Genomic DNA, 16,028 nt, shown 5'->3' on the forward strand with positions numbered 1-16,028 from the left:
GGTTGTAGACAAATGGTTTCAATCAGCCTAAGAGCCTAGAAAATCGCTTTTGCCTACACTCCTCATTATTCGTTTATATTTTCTACGATTGCAGCAATCCCTTGGCCAACGCCAATACACATAGTCGCTAAGCCGTACTTTTCATCACGCTTTTTCATTTCATACAGAAGCGTCGTTAAAATGCGAGCGCCGCTTGCGCCAAGCGGATGGCCAAACGCAATGGCTCCTCCGTTGACATTTACTTTGCTTTGGTCAAGCTCTAATTGACGGATACATTCGAGTGATTGGGAAGCAAACGCTTCATTCAACTCAATTAGGCCTAAATCATCCACTGTAAGTCCAGCACGGCTGAGTGCTTTTCTCGATGCATAAATTGGACCAAGTCCCATCACAGCAGGCTCTAGACCCGCTGTTGCTCCTGTCACGTATTTAGCGAGCGGCTTCAGGTTCAATTCTTTCGCTTTTTCCGCACTCATGAGAATCAAAGCAGAAGCTCCGTCGTTTACACCGGAAGCATTTCCAGCTGTAACCGTACCGCCTTCAAACAATGCTCTTAACTTGCCCAGTTTTTCAAGACTCGTATCTGGACGCGGATGCTCATCTGTATCCACTACCACTTCATTGCCTTTTCGATCTTTATAGACGACCGGCACGATTTCTTCTGCAAAGCGATTTTCTTCCATCGCTTTTTTCGCACGCTGCTGGCTTTCAAACGCAAATTTATCCTGATCTTCACGAGAAATGTTGTAGCGCTGTGCTACATTTTCTGCTGTTTGCGGCATCGAATCTGTACCATACATTTCATGAAGCTTTGGATTCGTGAAGCGCCAGCCAATCGTCGTATCCTGCAATTCCATGTTTCCACGCGGGAAGTCCTTATCAGGTTTTGCCATGACGAGCGGTGCACGTGTCATGCTTTCTGTTCCACCAGCGATAAAAATATCTCCTTGACCAACGGCAATCGCTCTGGCGGCATACATGACAGCATCAAGCCCTGAACCACACAGACGGTTCACCGTTGTTCCGCCTACTTCCACTGGAAGGCCAGCAAGAAGCGCGGACATTCTAGCGACGTTGCGGTTGTCTTCGCCTGCCTGGTTAGCGTTGCCGAAAATAACTTCTTCAATTTGCTCAGGCGGAAGATTTGGATTTCTTTCGAGTAACGCTTTAATCACGACGGCACCAAGATCATCAGGTCTGACGTCTTTTAAAGCCCCTTTATATCTCCCAATCGGTGTGCGGACTGCATCAACAATGACTACTTCTCTCATTTTTTTACCAACTCTTCCTTGTTCGTATAATCGTAAACGCCTTTTCCGCTCTTGCGGCCAAGTCTTCCCGCTTTGACATACTGTTCAAGAAGCGGTGCCGGACGGTATTTCTCGCCAAGCTTTTCATGCAAATATTTTAAGTTGTTCAAGCGGGCATCCAAACCAACAAGGTCAACTAATTCAAATGGACCCATTGGATAATTTAAGCCTAGCTTGATCGCTTTATCGATTTCTTCTGGTGTGCCGAGTCCTTCTTGCAGCATATAAAATGCTTCATTCCCCACTAATGCACTGATTCGGCTTGTCACGAATCCAGGGAATTCGTTAATCACGACTGTTTCCTTGCCCATCTTCTCGGCTACTTCTTTAATAACAGCGGCTGTTTCATCACTTGTTTCTAGGCCACGGATAATTTCAACGAGCGGCATTTTATGTACCGGATTGAAAAAATGCATCGCAATTGTTTTTTCCGGGCGCTTAGCAAATGAAGCAATCTCAGTCGGGCTCATTGTAGAAGTATTCGTTGCGAAGAAGCAATGCTCCGGTGCATGCTCTTCAATCGTTTCAAATACTTGCTTTTTAATTTCCGCTTTTTCAGGAACCGCTTCAATAATTAAGTCAGCGGCAGCTGCTACTTGTGCCAGGTCGCTCTCATAGCTTAAATTCTTGCGCGCTTGCTCAGCAGCTTCGGCTGTAATTTTCCCTCGCGTTACACCTTTTTCAAAAATTGCGTCAATCTCCTGCTTAGCATTTTGCAAAGCAGCTTCATTAATATCTACCACTGTCACTGAGTAACCGCCGACAGCTCCAACATAGGCAATTCCCCTGCCCATCACGCCAGAACCGACGACTCCAATACGGTTGATCATGTTGTTCTCCCCCTTATGCGTGAAAACGGACAAGAGGCCTGAATGCCACCTGTCCGTCTTCATCAATAAATTAAACTCCTAATGGATTGATCGGACGGCTGCCATAGTAAGACAGGATGCTCTTCGTTTCTGTGTAGAGATCCAGTGACTCAATGCTTAGCTCGCGGCCAAAGCCGGATTGTTTGTATCCGCCGAATGGTGTGCCTGGGAACGCAGAGAACGGACAGTTAATCATCACGATTCCTGCTTGGATTTGATTCGCTACTCGAGTTGCGCGAGCACCGTCTTTTGTCCAGATCGCAGAACCGAGACCAAACTCTGTGTCATTCGCCAGTCTGATCGCTTCTTTTTCATCTTTGAACTTCATGACAACAACAACTGGACCAAAGATTTCTTCTTTTACAACTTTCATATCATGGTTCACATTGGCAATAACCGTCGGCTCATACCAGAAGCCATTTTCATAGCCTTCAGGCTGTGCTGCCTTTCCGCCAGCAAGGATTTCAGCGCCTTCTTCGATAGCAGACTTCACATAGCCGTCAACTGTATCAAGCTGGCCTTGGTCAATGATCGCACCCATATGTGTTCCTTTATCAAATGGATCGCCAAGCTTAATGTTTTTTGCTTTCTCAACGAACTTGCTCACGAACTCATCATAAATGTCTTCATGAACGTACAGGCGGGAACGAGCCTCACAAGATTGTCCGCTATTATAGAAGATTCCGAATAATGAACCGTCTACTGCCGCGTCAATATCTGCATCGGCAAATACGAGATTAGGAGATTTACCGCCAAGTTCAAGAGTTACACGTTTTAATGTTTGAGAAGCTTTCGCCATAATATCTTTTCCGATTGGTGTAGAACCTGTGAACGCTACTTTGTCTACTTGCGGATGTCCTACTAAATAGTCGCCCACTTCTGCTCCAGATCCCGGAACGATATTGACAACACCTGCAGGAACGCCTGCTTCTTGACAAATCTCTCCAAGAACAATTGTTGTTAACGGAGTAAGAGAAGCTGGCTTCACGATAACGGAACAGCCAACAGCAATAGCAGGAGCAATTTTCCAAGCAGCCATCATCATTGGATAGTTCCATGGAGTAATTTGCGCACAAACGCCAACCGGTTCTTTTTCAGTATAGTTATGGAATTGTCCAGGGACATTATTCACTGTGCCGCGATGGCCAACGATCGCTCCAGCGTAAAATTCAAAGTCTTCAATCGCTTGTGTGATTTGTCCTTGGGCAGCGTGGATTGTCTTACCTGTATCAAGAACTTCCAATTCAACAAGCTCGTTAAAACGAGAGCGCATGATAGCTGCGATTTTGTTCAACACTTGCGCACGACGGCCAACAGGATACTTCTTCCACTTGCCGTTATCAAATGCTTCGCGTGCTGCTGCAACCGCTTTTTCAGTATCTTCTTTAGATGCTTTTGCTACTTCAGCTACTAATTCACCAGTTGCCGGATTGTATGTCTTGATCGTTTCACCTGTGCTGCTTTTTACTTTCTCGCCATTGATGATTAAATGATAAAAGTCGCGTTTGACCGCTTCTTGTTCTACTTTCGTTTCTTGAGTCGTTGACATAAGTTCCACTCCCTTTATTTTCCTGAGAAAACAGGTTTTCTTTTTTGCAAAAATGCTTCGACACCTTCACGATGATCAGCCGTTAATCCTGCTGTCCGCTGTCCTTGCGCTTCCTGCTCAAGGTAGTCTTCAAAAGAAAGCACAGAAGCGGCTTTTAATGATCGTTTAATTAAGCCGATTGCCTTTGTCGGCATAGCGGCAAGACGAGCTGCAAATGCACTCACTTCGTCTTCAAATGCTTCAGCAGGAATCAGTTGGTTAGCAAGGCCAAGCTCTGCTGCTTGAGCGGCTGACACTTTCTCTCCCAAAATCGATAATTCAGCTGCTTTTGCTGGGCCGACGAGCTGTGTAAGAAAATAGAGATTGCCGGAGTCAGGGATCAGTCCTACGTGAATAAAAGCGTTTATGAAACTTGCTTTTTCTGAAACAAGCCTAAAATCACAAGCGAGCGCAAGAGAAAATCCTGCACCAGCCGCTACTCCATTCACAGCAGCTATAATCGGCTTCTCACATTGTCTGATTTGTTTCACCATCGGACCGTAATGCTTTCTTAATACGTCACCGTGGTCCATACTTTCATCGACTTCTGATAAATCCTGGCCAGAACAAAATGCCCGCCCTTCCCCTGTGATCACGATGCAGCGAACCTCGTCATTCTGTGAGGCAGCTTTTACCGCATCTTTAATCTCACGGTTCATCTGCGCTGTAAAGGCGTTTAATTTGTCAGGTCTATTTAAAAATAACCAGGCCACTCCGTCTTTTACGTCGTAACGGATCGTTTCAAACATTCGACAAAGCCTCCTTACTTTCCTTTATAATTCGGTTTTCTCTTTTCAACAAACGCATTCATGCCTTCTTTTTGATCCTGTGAAGCAAACAACAGGTAGAAGTTTTTCCGTTCATACTGCATGCCTTCATACAGTGAATAATCTACTGCCTTGTTGACCGAATCTTTGATGAGTCGTACGGAAAGAGGCGGCTGTTTTGCGATTCTGCCTGCGAATTTCATCGCTTCTTCCATCAACAGCTCTGGTGCCACAATTTTATTAATCACACCGTGGGCGAGAGCGGCTTCTGCAGGAATCCGCTCACCTGTCCATAGCCATTCCAGTGCTTTCGTGCGGCCAACGAGCTTTGTCAGCCGCTGTGTGCCGCCTGCGCCCGGCATAACACCGATAGATACCTCAGGGAAAGAAAACTCTGTACCAGCCGCTGCAATTAAAATGTCACAGCTAAGAGCCAGCTCGAATCCACCACCAAATACAAACCCTTTTACAGCACCAATGATCGGCTTTTTCACTAATGACAGTCTGTCCCAATCTGCAAACTGATTTAATAACTCAAGGCGGATCGGATCATCTTCTGCCATTTCGTCAATATCAGCACCTGCTGAGAAAGAATGGCCTTTTCCTGTTAAGACGATAACGCGCACTTCTTCGTCACGGTCGAATGTTTCGATCGCTTCCACAATCTCACTAACCATTTTGCGGTTCAGTGCATTTAACTGGCGGGGGCGGTTTAATTCGACAACCGCCGTTCCGCTTGTTACAGATGTTTCGATAAATTCAAAGCGGCTCATTCCACTTCCTCACCGATCATCAATGTAACGAGATCACCTGCAAATCCCATTAAGTCTTTGCCAGAAGCTTTTCCTTCATCGGAGCGCATGCCATTCTTTAAATCTTCCATGCTGTCATAGATCATTTCGCACATCAGATAATGTTCTGGTTCGCCGCCTGTCATGACATTTTTGTTGAATCTTGTTACTTTCATTTCACGAAGTCCAGGAATCTTCGCTGTGATCGGTCCATGAACATTGAAATAATGCTCATCGAATTGTTCTTTATCTTTTGGCTGCTTGTATAACGCCACTACTTTTGCCATTGTCTATCCCCTCCACTTTTACATCATTGTTGAAACAGGTTTCATTGCTTCAAATGGGTTTTTACAGCTCTTGCAGTATAAAATGCTTCTGCAGGCAGTTGGCCCAAAGATATTTTCCATGGTGACATAGGTGGAACCACAGTACGGGCAATCTACATGCCACGAGCCATCCTCTTCAAAGTGCTCCGGCGGCGGGGCAATTCCGAACGCGCGCAAGCCTTTGTGCCCTTCGTCTGTAATCCGGTCCGATGTCCACGGCGGGTGAAAAACAAATTCCACTTCAACTTCATCTACAAAAGAAAGTTCCTTGACGGCGTTCACAGTATTCTTTTTGATAATTTCTAACGCCGGACACCCTAAAAATGTCGGCAGAAGAACTACTTTGACGCGGCTTCCTTCTGTGATGACTTCTTCTACCATTCCGAGATCAATCACACTGACTGTATCAATCTCCGGGTCTTTTACATTTGTTAGTGCCTCATATACTTGTTTGTTAGCAGATTCTATGGATGTATTCATTAAGGCCACCTCTTTTCGGTGTTAATTACCAAGCGGCTACAGGGTCCAATCTGTATACTTCGGAAAGAGTAGACAGGGCAGTTGTTAAATCTTCTGTATGCTCCCCGTTACGTCCGTTTTTAGCTGGCGCTTCAGGAATTGCCGGTACGGCCAAGCCAAGAGATTCAAAAATCGGTGCCATATTCGCTTTCCATCTATCTTTCAATTCTTCTTCGCTGGCAATTAGATTGTTATTTTCAATAGCCGCTTTATCATTACCATACGAGAAAACATCTCCAAAATCCTTCATTACAAGATCAATTGCGTCGTTCATTTTTTGTTTTGCTTCGTCTGTCGAGCTTAACAATTGAACAAACCATGTTTTCCAGTGCAATAAGTGATAGTAAAGTTCCATGTTCACTTTTACCGCTGTTTCTGCAAGCGGCTGATAAGAGCTTTGACGTAAAGAATCCACTTTCACTTTTTTCGCCTGCGAGTAAAAGAAGTTTCTCACGACAGCATAAGCCCAATCGTATTGAGGTGTTTCCATGTAATATCCTTCACCGTTCACACGTTCAGCCAGTATGCTGTTTTTTCTTTCCTGAGCCGGACGAAGGTGGGCAAGATCATCCGCTTTTCCTGCTCCTACTTCTTCAAGAAGCGTATAATACATTGCCGCGTGTCCCATCGTATCCTGGCTGATAGAGGAAGAAGCAACGTCTTCCTCTATGTGAGGAGCGAGCCCGAGCCACTCAGAGCCCCGATAAGAAATTAAGAAGTCGTCATCCGCCAATTGAAATAACAGATTCGTTACTGCTTCTTTATATTCCGGGCTTAATACGTTTTCTGTGCTGCTCATTTGCTGTCGCCTCCCCATGACAAGATTTCTTTTTCATCGAGCATTTGTTGTTCATAGTGACGCCACTTTTTCTTTAAGTAGCCATAGCCTTTTGTTGTGCGGTATTCTTTATTGTCTAATCGTGCTAGTGTTAATTTTTCCTCGGCATCCATTGCCCGGATATGCTTTCGATTGACGATCCAGATGTCAGCAACCGGCTCGCGGCGCATAAAGTTTTCTTGAGCCATGACGAGTGCCATGTCTTCGTTCGGAGCAAGCAGGCTGAACTGATGCTGGAATGCAGAGCTCGGCGTCCGCTTACTGAATACTTCATATTCTTGGTAAAATGTTTTTTCTGCCATTTTTCTTCTGCTCCTTTCGGTTCGCTCAGCTAACTGTTGCCGCAAGTGCATCGCGGACCCACGCATTATTTTCATAAGAAGTGCGGCGCAGGTTCAAGCGGGCTTGTGAACGAGGTCCTTGGTTTTTAATAATTTTTTTGAATTCTGACCAATCTGGCTGTTGGTAAACCCATTCTTTGTTTTCTTCATCATAATGCATCGTCGGATCTGGAAGAGTTAATCCGAGTGATAGAATACGCGGAACATATTTATCAAAGAAAGCCTGTCGCAATTGTTCATTTGTTTTTGTACGGATTTTATATTTAATCGTTACATCTTGTTTAGATGAACCAGTTGTATCTTTACTTGCTGGACCAAAGAACATCAGGAGGGCATCCCACCAACGATTTAATGCATCTTGGATCATGGCTCTTTGCTCTTCTGTTCCTTCCGCAAGTGCCATAATAATTGCTTCACCGTGCTGCGCGTGGAAGACTTCCTCTGCACAAATGCGTTGAAGAGCTCTTGCATACGGTCCGTAAGAAGCACCTAGCATGTTCGTTTGTGTGATAATCGCTGCGCCGTCAACGAGCCAGCCGATCAATCCGGCATCTCCCCATGTTCTTGTATCCATATGGAAGACGTTATGGAATTTCAAATCACCATTGAACAAATCCTGCATTAAGTCGCCACGGTTTTTGCCGTAAGGTTTCAACAAGTCTTCTGCTACCCGAAGAAGAAGCTGTCCGTGTCCCATCTCATCCTGAACTTTCGCCATAATGCCAAGTTTTCTATGAAGGGAAGGGGCTTTCGGCACCCACTCTTTCTCTGGAAGCGCTCCCATTATTTCGCTAATCCCATGCATAGAAATTAATTTAATGAGGGCCATGCGATACTCTTCAGGCATCCAGTCATCCGCTTCAATCTTATCTCCTGCCTCAATTCGCTGGGTAAATTGTTCTAACTTCTCTTCTTCCGTCATCATTGTCAGGTTAGACATTGTCTACTCCTCCTTTAATTCTATCTCCATCTCTAAAATCATATATAACAGTTTTATAACGTAATTATAATTTATTGTTATACATAATGCAAATATATTCTGAATAATTTTATTTAAAATTTTTTTCAGGCTGTTCTCATGAGCTTTGCTGTCATTTAAAAGGCTCTGTTAATAATGAGTGTAGGTTTGCATTCCGCGGGCGTTGAATAACATCCTTAAATTCTCACCGCACGAGATCATGCGAAATGCATGATGGAGGAATCTTCACGGCTTCTGTTCCAATTACCTATCTAAAAACCAACAACAGCCTTTAACAGAGCCATTAAAAAATCTGACATACATATAAACGCCCGTCTAATCGACCGGCGCTTATATGGATCATCTTATGATCAAATTATTTAATTCAGACTCTTTCAGCACAAAACGGCTGATCAGCCACTTTAATGGACTCTGTTGGACAACCTTCTGCCGCATCCTCCAAGTCATCAAAAAACTCTTCAGGCACTTCAGCTGTTCCCTCGTTATCATCTAAAATAACATAGGAAATACCTTCGTCATCGTAATCAAAGATATCTGGCGCGCTGGCACCACAAGCACCACAAGCAATACAAGTGTCCTGATCAACAATCGTATATTTTGGCATGATGTGATTTCCTCCTTTGTTGATTAGTGAGGCTTTAAATTATTTTGAATCGCCCATCACAGATGTACTGTGAAGCGGCTGTACTCTTGCTTTCGGGTCAATGTAAACTTTAGCATTGCTGATGGCAGTCGGCGCTTCGCCAAAGCCGCTCGCAATCAATTTTACTTTTCCTTCGTACGTACAAATGTCACCGGCTGCGTAAATGCCTGGAATGTTCGTTTCCATTCTGGAATTGACGACGATGCTGTTTTTCTCGATTTCCAGCCCCCAGTTTTTGATCGGGCCGAGGGAAGAGACGAAGCCGTACGTCACGACTACATCGTCCACGTCGATGACTTCTTTTTGTTCCCCCTTCACTTCTTGAAGGACAACCTGTTCAATGCGCTCTTCACCAATCAGTTCAGTCGGCACAAACGGCGTCTTAATGTTTACGGAAGAATTTTTCATCGTTTCGACACTGTGCTCATGCGCGCGAAATTTATCACGGCGGTGGGCAATTGTCACCTGTTCCGCGATCGGCTCAAGCATGAGCGCCCAGTCGACAGCGGAGTCGCCGCCGCCGAATACTTGTACTTTCTTTCCGGCAAACTGGTTTAAATCGTTGATAAAATAGTGAAGGTTTTGGCCTTCATATTTTTCTGATCCTTCAAGCTCCAGCTTTCTCGGCTGGAACGCTCCGTTTCCGGCTGTAATAATAATCGTTTTCGTAAAGTGAGTGCCCGCATTCGTTGTGAGCTTAAAAACACCATCTTCCTGTTTTTCCACTTCTTCTACCGCTTCTTCGAGGCAGACCGTCGGGCTAAACTGTTCCATTTGTGCTTTTAAGTTATCGACAAGCTCCTGTGCTCTCACTTTTGGAAAGCCGGCTACATCATAAATGTATTTCTCAGGATAGAGAGCGGACAGCTGGCCGCCGAGCTGCGGAAGGCTTTCAATGACTTTGCAAGACATTTGTCTCATCCCCGCATAGAAAGCTGTAAATAATCCAACTGGCCCTCCTCCGATGATGGTAACGTCAAAAATTTCCTGGTTGTCAGACATTCTGTATTTCCTCCTTAAATCTAGTGATTCCCTTATTATACGCCTACCGTATCAGAATTTCTCAAGTCAACGATTCGGATCGCTTTCCCTTCTGATCTAGGAATCGCTTTAGGCACATTGAAGACAGTATTCATGGACACCAGGCATGTAGATTTCATTAAATGCTGAATTTCCTTTTTCATTTGCTGAATGCGGAGATGAGTTAAATCTTCTCCAATCTCTTTATATAGTTCGCCTTCTACTTCCACATGAAGCTCCACACCATCCATTGTGCCTTTTCTAATGAGGTGGATTTGGTAATGTGGGACAAGTCCTTCAATTTGAAGAAGCACACGCTCAATTTCTGATGGGAAAACGTTCACGCCGCGAATAATGAGCATGTCATCTGTGCGTCCTTTTACTCTAGACATTCTTACTGTTGTCCGGCCGCACTTACATTTTTCTCTTGTAATAGAAGCAAGGTCACCCGTGCGGTATCTGATGACTGGAAACGCTTCCTTTGTTAAGCTTGTAAATACAAGCTCTCCCACTTCTCCTTCAGCAACCGGCTCAAGTGTATCCGGATTAATTACTTCAACAAAGAAATGGTCTTCCTGAACGTGAAGTCCGTCTTGTGCTTCATAACATTCAATTGACACACCAGGCCCCATAATTTCGCTTAAACCGTAAATATCAACCGCTTTCAAATTAAATGTTTCTTCAAGCTTAGTGCGCATTTCTTCAGACCACGGCTCCGCGCCAAAGATACCATATTCAAGGGACGTCTCTCTTGGATCTAGACCCATCTCTTGCATTTTTTCAGCAATATTTAAAATGTAAGATGGCGTACCGCAAATGCCTCTCGGTTTAAAGTCTTCAATGACTGTAATTTGTCTTTCCGTGTTTCCGCCTGAAATTGGAACCACTGCTGCGCCAAGAGCTTCTGCACCATAATGCAAGCCAAGGCCGCCAGTGAATAATCCGTAGCCGTAAGCGTTATGGAAAATATCTGATTTCTTTCCACCTGCCGCTGCAATGGAACGGGCTACTACTTCACTCCATACTTTGATGTCATTTTCCGTATAACCAACAACGGTCGGTTTTCCGCTTGTACCAGACGATCCGTGAATACGAACAACTTCTTCCTGTGGAACAGCAAATAAACCAAATGGATAGTTGTCTCGCAGATCCTGTTTTTTCGTAAATGGCAGCTTGACGATATCATTTAAACTTTTAATATCCTCTGGAGTAATCCCAAGCTCTTCGAATTTCTTTTTATAAAATTCAACATTGTTATAAACTCTTTTAACTGTTTCTTGAAGGCGTCCAAGCTGCAAGCTTTCCATTTCGGAACGCGCCATCGTTTCAATTTGTGGATTATACATGTGTAGCCCTCCAATTGCGTAATATATAACTTTTGTTTGGAAATTGTTACCCTAATATTCATAACGATTTTAATACGGAGTTCAAATAATAGTAATATAATTAAATTTTAAAATTTGAACGGCTACTTGTCAATAATAATTTCTGAAAATTCATATTTGAACTTCTGATTTGTATATTCTTTTCATTCAGATTTGTTAACGTTTCCATTTTTCCTTTATTTTCAGACTCTTGACTTCCTATAACTACCAGCCTTTTTTTATATTTCTATATGATCAAGAATGCTCTATTTCTCTTATAAACTATCAAATATTTAACAGAAATATTTGAATTTTTAATTTACACATACACAATGCTATGGTATTTTTGTTTCAAGATTTATAAGCGCTTTCATATGTGTCGTTTTTAAATCGTAGTATCACTTATTGTTATGAATTGAACGAGAAAGGAGGAAAGATTATTTCTTACTGCTAAGGTTTTTACTTGGGCAGCGCAGTAAAGAACCACAGCGAACTTATTCTATTATACATCCTTGATAAGGAAAGGAGCTACAAAATGAGTGCCTTATCTCAAAAAGAATACGATTCTACAGGAACTCTAGCAAAAAAACCGAACTACTCAAAATTAACAAAAGAGGCAGATTTTCAAAATCTCATGAAGAAAAAGAAATCATTCATTCTACCAGCGACTGTCTTCTTCCTCGTTTTCTATTTTATGCTGCCTATTTTAGCCGCTTACACAAATATTTTGAAAGCGGATGCATTTGCTGGTCTTACATGGGCCTGGGTATATGCACTGGCACAGTTTATCGTCGTTTGGGTAGCCGGGATTGTTTATATAAAAAAATCTGCTCATTATGACAGTCTCGCCGCAGCCATCTTAACGAAGAATAAGGGGGAGTTGGATACATGAGCGTATTATCATTGATTTTATTTGTAGCGATCATCTTTTTAACTCTTCTTATCACGTATCTCTCTTCTAAGAAAACAAAAAATGCAAGCGACTTCTATACCGCCGGCGGCGGATTAACGGCTTGGCAAAACGGACTGGCTGTCGCCGGTGACTTTATGTCTGCGGCCTCCTTTCTTGGTATTACCGGTGCCATCGCCCTAATCGGTTTCGACGGATTTTATATGAGTATCGGTAACCTTGTCGCTTTCTTGTTTTTATTATTTCTCGTATCAGAACCATTGCGCAACTTAGGAAAATACACGCTTGCTGATATGATCACTGCACGCTTTAATTCTAAAAAAGTACGTGGAATGGCAGCAGTGAACACACTAGTCATTTCGATTTTTTACATGATTGCTCAGCTTGTTGGAGCTGGTGGACTTATTAAACTTCTTCTCGGTATTGATTACTGGCTGTCTGTTTTGATCGTCGGTATCCTTATGACGATCTACGTTATCTTTGGTGGAATGACAGCTACGAGCTGGGTACAGATCACTAAAGCGGTACTCCTGCTCTGTGGTTCATTTATTCTAACGTTTATCGTTTTTGCAAAATTCAATTTTAATGTAACATATATGTTTGAGCACGTAAAAACAGCGACGCCGCTCGGCGAGAAGTTTCTTCATCCAGGAAATAAGTACACAGATGCACTTGATATGATTTCTCTTAATATGTCACTCGTATTAGGGGCCGCAGGGTTGCCGCATTTACTTGTCCGCTTTTTTACAGTAAAAGATGCAGCAACCGCCCGAAAATCAGTCGTCTATTCTACTTGGTTTATCGGGGCTTTCTTCATCATGACGATTTTCCTTGGCTTTGGCGCAGCTGCATTCGTCGGTTTTGATAAAATTGTAGCGGCTAATCCGGCAGGCAACATGGCCGCTCCTCTGCTTGCACAAATCGTCGGCGGCGAGTTTTTATTCGCTTTCGTTTCTGCCGTTGCTTTTGCTACGATCCTAGCCGTTGTTTCAGGGCTTGTCTTAACGTCTGCTTCCGCTTTTGCCCATGATATTTACGGCCAAATTATTAAAGGCGGCAGCATGACAGAAAAAGAGCAAGTGCTCGTTGCCCGGATTGCTTCCGTTGGAGTAGCCATCATTTCCATTCTACTAGCTATTTTTGCTCAAACTTTAAACGTTGCGTTTTTATCCGTATTGGCGCTTGGCATTGCAGCGAGCGCAAACCTGCCTGTTATTTTGTGCACAATTTACTGGAAACGTTTCAACGCTGCAGGTGCGATTACCGGTATGTTATTCGGTCTTGTCAGTTCCGTTGTTCTCGTTCTTTTAAGCCCGAATGTATGGAATCCAGTCCCAGGAGCCGCTATTTTTACAGGCGATCCAATTTTCCATATGGCCAATCCGACTATCTTCACGGTGCCGCTCGGCTTTCTGGGCGTCTACTTAGGAACCATTCTTTCTCGTGAAAAAGCAAATGAAGAATCGTTCGCAGAAGTCCTGTTCAAATCTAACACAGGCTACGGCATTAGCTCTGCAAAAGATCATTAATGAAAGCAGGTGATGAAGTTGACAAAACAACTCGATGAGCAAGAAATTCATGAAACACATTACGAGCAAATCAGGGAAACATTGAAGAATGAACCTTATGCTAATCATTTAGGCATCAAGCTAACAGAGCTGGGAAAAGGAACAGCTTCAGCTGAAATGCACATTGAAGAGCACATGCTAAATGCTCATGGAACCGTTCATGGGGCCGTCATGTTTGCCATTGCCGATTATGTGTTTGCCGCAGCAAGCAACTCCTACGGTAAAGTATCTGTCGGCTTATCAACAAACATGAACTTCATGGCTCCCGGCCGTAAAGGCGCTGTTTTAACCGCAACAGCGACCGAAGAAAAGAAAACTCGGCGAATTGCTTGGTATCGCATCACTGTCGAAAGCGAAGGAAACCTCCTCGCCACAATGGAAGCCACTGTATACCGAAAAGACCAATATTTCGTCCCGATTGGTGAAGAGTAAAAAAAAGAGACTGGCAGCTTGCCAGTCTCTTTCTTGCTTTTCACGAAAAACCCCTTATCAAGGCAGTCGGCTCCGCTTTCGTTCCATCCAGCTCCGCCTCCTTGGGGCTCGAGGTCACAAGCCACTTCGCCCTGAAGGTTACAAAACAACCTTCTTGACGAACTGTCTTGTGCTTGTCGCCCCAGAATAGTCGGCTCCGCTTTTGTAATTAAAATACTTCAGTCCATTCTTCACGCTTTGACAGCATATAACGAGCTAGCTCTTTTGCTCCTTCAAGGCTATGGCTAGCTGCCCAGCCACACTGTACTTCGTTGCAGGCAGGAACTTCTGTCGCTTCTAGCACATCTTCCAGCGTTGCTTCCACAATGCGTAAAATGTCCTCGTAATCGTCGTGGTTAATGACAGATAAGTAATAGCCTGTCTGACATCCCATTGGGCTAATGTCGACAATTTTATCCGAGTGGTTACGGCTAAATTCAGCCATCATATGTTCAAGTGAATGAATGGCGGGCATGTCCATATGCTCTTTATTCGGCTGGGAAAAACGAAGGTCATATTTATAGATCTGATCACCATTTATCCCTTCTTTTTTGCCGGCAAGCCGGATATACGGCGCTTTTACTTTCGTATGGTCCAGATTAAAGCTTTCTACGTTCATTTGTTTTTGTTCTGCCATTGCGATCGCTCCTTTATCAGAAAGTTGTCCTATTCTATTATATCAGGTATCTTGTCCGTTTTGGTTACTTCATCGCAGACAAAGCGGTTTGCTTCCAACCATCTTTTTCTTTGTTAAATTTCATGATTTGCCGTGTTGTTTCTTCTACTTCTTTTCCTGACTGCAAATCTTTTGTGATAGATTTCATTGCGACAAATATATAGGCTTCTTTTTTCTTATCATCATATTTAATAATGGCCGTATGCTGCGGCGCCATTTTCGCATCGAATGTCTCAAATACCTTCTTTACATAAGCGCGCTCCTCATCATAATTGCGTTCTGTATTTTTAGATATCGTATCCATATAGGCATCGAGATTTTTCCCATTAAAGGCATCTACATGCCGAGCGAGTGTCTTCATTAATTCTTCTTTTTCCTTAGGAGGAATATTATCTGCATCTTCAATCGGCTGAGTCACAGTCGGCTGTTTTGTCTCGGCCGGCTGATCAGCTGCTGGCTTCGGTTCTTCTGTTGTTTGTGATGGAGCTGACTTTTCGTCTTTTGTATCCTCATTTCCACAACCAACCAGGAGAACGCCAACTAGCAAAGCAAGCCCTATTAATCTTATCCTCAACGTCTTCACGCCCTTTCTGCCCTATTGTATGCTATAATCCCTTCTCCTCTCAACTATTGTACTTAGAAAAAGGGAATCCCGAGGTACGAAATCTTTCTTATGTATCTCCTAACCCTTTATAAAAAGCACCGTTTGGATACTTGAAGTGCATCCAAACGGTGCTTCTCGATTAATACGGACGATAAGGATAGTATGGATAATGGTGATAATGTGGATAGTGCGGATAATATGGATAATACGGATAGCCTCCAAAAAAAGGACTTCCACCATAATACGGATACGGACGCGGACGGTAACCATATCCAAAACCGTACGGCGACTGACGCATCATCTCTTCTTCAGACCAGTCTGTCATTAGTTCAGTTTCTTCAGGATACATACTGTTTTCCTCCTTTTAATCGAAAACTCCCTACATCCTATGCAATGAACCCGCCTAATGCTAACCATTTATCTTTTATCTTGTTCCAAATGCAA

The 16,028-nt window shown here is 43.5% G+C and carries 19 protein-coding genes; 3 read left to right on the plus strand and 16 right to left on the minus strand.

The annotated features are described in order from the left end of the window. Positions 1-65: 65 nt before the first annotated feature. From pcaF to paaK, 13 genes are all read right to left on the minus strand, one after another. Complete coding sequence (gene pcaF, locus AC623_RS17615) at positions 66-1,271, minus strand: 3-oxoadipyl-CoA thiolase (protein WP_049664938.1); 1,206 nt, start codon at positions 1,269-1,271, stop codon at positions 66-68. Continuing rightward, positions 1,268-2,140 carry a 3-hydroxyacyl-CoA dehydrogenase gene (locus tag AC623_RS17620; protein WP_049664941.1) on the minus strand — a complete coding sequence of 291 codons (873 nt, stop codon included), beginning with the start codon at positions 2,138-2,140 and terminating at the stop codon, positions 1,268-1,270. The genes pcaF and AC623_RS17620 overlap by 4 nt, the downstream gene beginning before the upstream one ends. Before the next feature lie 70 nt (positions 2,141-2,210). Beyond that, positions 2,211-3,728, minus strand: coding sequence for an aldehyde dehydrogenase family protein (locus tag AC623_RS17625; RefSeq protein ID WP_049664943.1), 1,518 nt, complete (start codon positions 3,726-3,728; stop codon positions 2,211-2,213). Between the two features lie 14 nt (positions 3,729-3,742). After that, positions 3,743-4,516 carry an enoyl-CoA hydratase-related protein gene (locus AC623_RS17630; RefSeq protein ID WP_049664945.1) on the minus strand — a complete coding sequence of 258 codons (774 nt, stop codon included), beginning with the start codon at positions 4,514-4,516 and terminating at the stop codon, positions 3,743-3,745. Positions 4,517-4,530: 14 nt separating this feature from the next. Continuing rightward, positions 4,531-5,307 (minus strand): enoyl-CoA hydratase/isomerase family protein, encoded by a 777-nt coding sequence (locus tag AC623_RS17635; protein ID WP_049664947.1) that lies wholly within the window; start codon positions 5,305-5,307, stop codon positions 4,531-4,533. Further along, positions 5,304-5,612, minus strand: coding sequence for an EthD family reductase (locus tag AC623_RS17640; protein ID WP_049664949.1), 309 nt, complete (start codon positions 5,610-5,612; stop codon positions 5,304-5,306). Before AC623_RS17640 ends, AC623_RS17635 begins: the two co-directional genes overlap by 4 nt. Positions 5,613-5,630: 18 nt before the next feature. Further along, a complete protein-coding gene (gene paaD, locus AC623_RS17645) occupies positions 5,631-6,131 on the minus strand; it encodes a 1,2-phenylacetyl-CoA epoxidase subunit PaaD (protein ID WP_049664950.1) in 501 nt (166 codons plus the stop codon). A gap of 25 nt (positions 6,132-6,156) precedes the next feature. Continuing rightward, entirely contained in the window at positions 6,157-6,969 is an 813-nt protein-coding gene (gene paaC, locus AC623_RS17650; RefSeq protein ID WP_049664953.1) for a 1,2-phenylacetyl-CoA epoxidase subunit PaaC, read from the minus strand. Next, positions 6,966-7,310, minus strand: a complete 345-nt coding sequence (gene paaB / locus AC623_RS17655; protein WP_049664955.1) for a 1,2-phenylacetyl-CoA epoxidase subunit PaaB — start codon at positions 7,308-7,310, stop codon at positions 6,966-6,968. Before paaB ends, paaC begins: the two co-directional genes overlap by 4 nt. Positions 7,311-7,335: 25 nt before the next feature. Further along, positions 7,336-8,289 (minus strand): 1,2-phenylacetyl-CoA epoxidase subunit PaaA, encoded by a 954-nt coding sequence (gene paaA / locus AC623_RS17660; RefSeq protein ID WP_049664959.1) that lies wholly within the window; start codon positions 8,287-8,289, stop codon positions 7,336-7,338. A 403-nt stretch (positions 8,290-8,692) separates the two neighbouring features. Further along, positions 8,693-8,932 carry a ferredoxin gene (locus AC623_RS17665; protein ID WP_049664961.1) on the minus strand — a complete coding sequence of 80 codons (240 nt, stop codon included), beginning with the start codon at positions 8,930-8,932 and terminating at the stop codon, positions 8,693-8,695. A gap of 39 nt (positions 8,933-8,971) precedes the next feature. After that, positions 8,972-9,973 carry an NAD(P)/FAD-dependent oxidoreductase gene (locus AC623_RS17670; protein WP_049664964.1) on the minus strand — a complete coding sequence of 334 codons (1,002 nt, stop codon included), beginning with the start codon at positions 9,971-9,973 and terminating at the stop codon, positions 8,972-8,974. 35 nt (positions 9,974-10,008) lie between these two features. Beyond that, positions 10,009-11,337 carry a phenylacetate--CoA ligase PaaK gene (paaK, locus tag AC623_RS17675; protein WP_049664967.1) on the minus strand — a complete coding sequence of 443 codons (1,329 nt, stop codon included), beginning with the start codon at positions 11,335-11,337 and terminating at the stop codon, positions 10,009-10,011. A 553-nt stretch (positions 11,338-11,890) separates the two neighbouring features. On the opposite strand from paaK, the gene AC623_RS17680 reads away from it, so the two are divergent. Genes AC623_RS17680 through AC623_RS17690 form a run of 3 tightly spaced genes read left to right on the plus strand, consistent with a single transcriptional unit; the run spans position 11,891 to position 14,265 of the window. Further along, positions 11,891-12,247: a DUF485 domain-containing protein gene (locus tag AC623_RS17680; protein ID WP_049664969.1), complete on the plus strand. Its 357-nt coding sequence runs from the start codon at positions 11,891-11,893 to the stop codon at positions 12,245-12,247. Next, a complete protein-coding gene (locus AC623_RS17685; RefSeq protein WP_049664971.1) occupies positions 12,244-13,794 on the plus strand; it encodes a solute symporter family protein in 1,551 nt (516 codons plus the stop codon). Before AC623_RS17680 ends, AC623_RS17685 begins: the two co-directional genes overlap by 4 nt. A 12-nt stretch (positions 13,795-13,806) precedes the next feature. Beyond that, positions 13,807-14,265 (plus strand): PaaI family thioesterase, encoded by a 459-nt coding sequence (locus AC623_RS17690; RefSeq protein ID WP_049664973.1) that lies wholly within the window; start codon positions 13,807-13,809, stop codon positions 14,263-14,265. A gap of 208 nt (positions 14,266-14,473) precedes the next feature. On the opposite strand, the gene AC623_RS17695 is transcribed toward AC623_RS17690, so the two are convergent. From AC623_RS17695 to AC623_RS17705, 3 genes are all read right to left on the minus strand, one after another. Further along, the gene (locus AC623_RS17695; RefSeq protein ID WP_049664974.1) at positions 14,474-14,941 is read right to left on the minus strand and encodes an S-ribosylhomocysteine lyase; all 468 of its coding nucleotides are present in this window, start codon (positions 14,939-14,941) and stop codon (positions 14,474-14,476) included. A 64-nt stretch (positions 14,942-15,005) separates the two neighbouring features. Next, positions 15,006-15,554, minus strand: a complete 549-nt coding sequence (locus tag AC623_RS17700; protein WP_156187072.1) for a hypothetical protein — start codon at positions 15,552-15,554, stop codon at positions 15,006-15,008. A 169-nt stretch (positions 15,555-15,723) separates the two neighbouring features. Further along, positions 15,724-15,933 (minus strand): hypothetical protein, encoded by a 210-nt coding sequence (locus AC623_RS17705; RefSeq protein ID WP_049664979.1) that lies wholly within the window; start codon positions 15,931-15,933, stop codon positions 15,724-15,726. Between the last annotated feature and the right edge of the window lie 95 nt (positions 15,934-16,028).

The organism is Bacillus sp. FJAT-27231 (genome assembly GCF_001183975.1).
GTDB classification, from domain to species: domain Bacteria; phylum Bacillota; class Bacilli; order Bacillales; family Domibacillaceae; genus Pseudobacillus; species Pseudobacillus wudalianchiensis.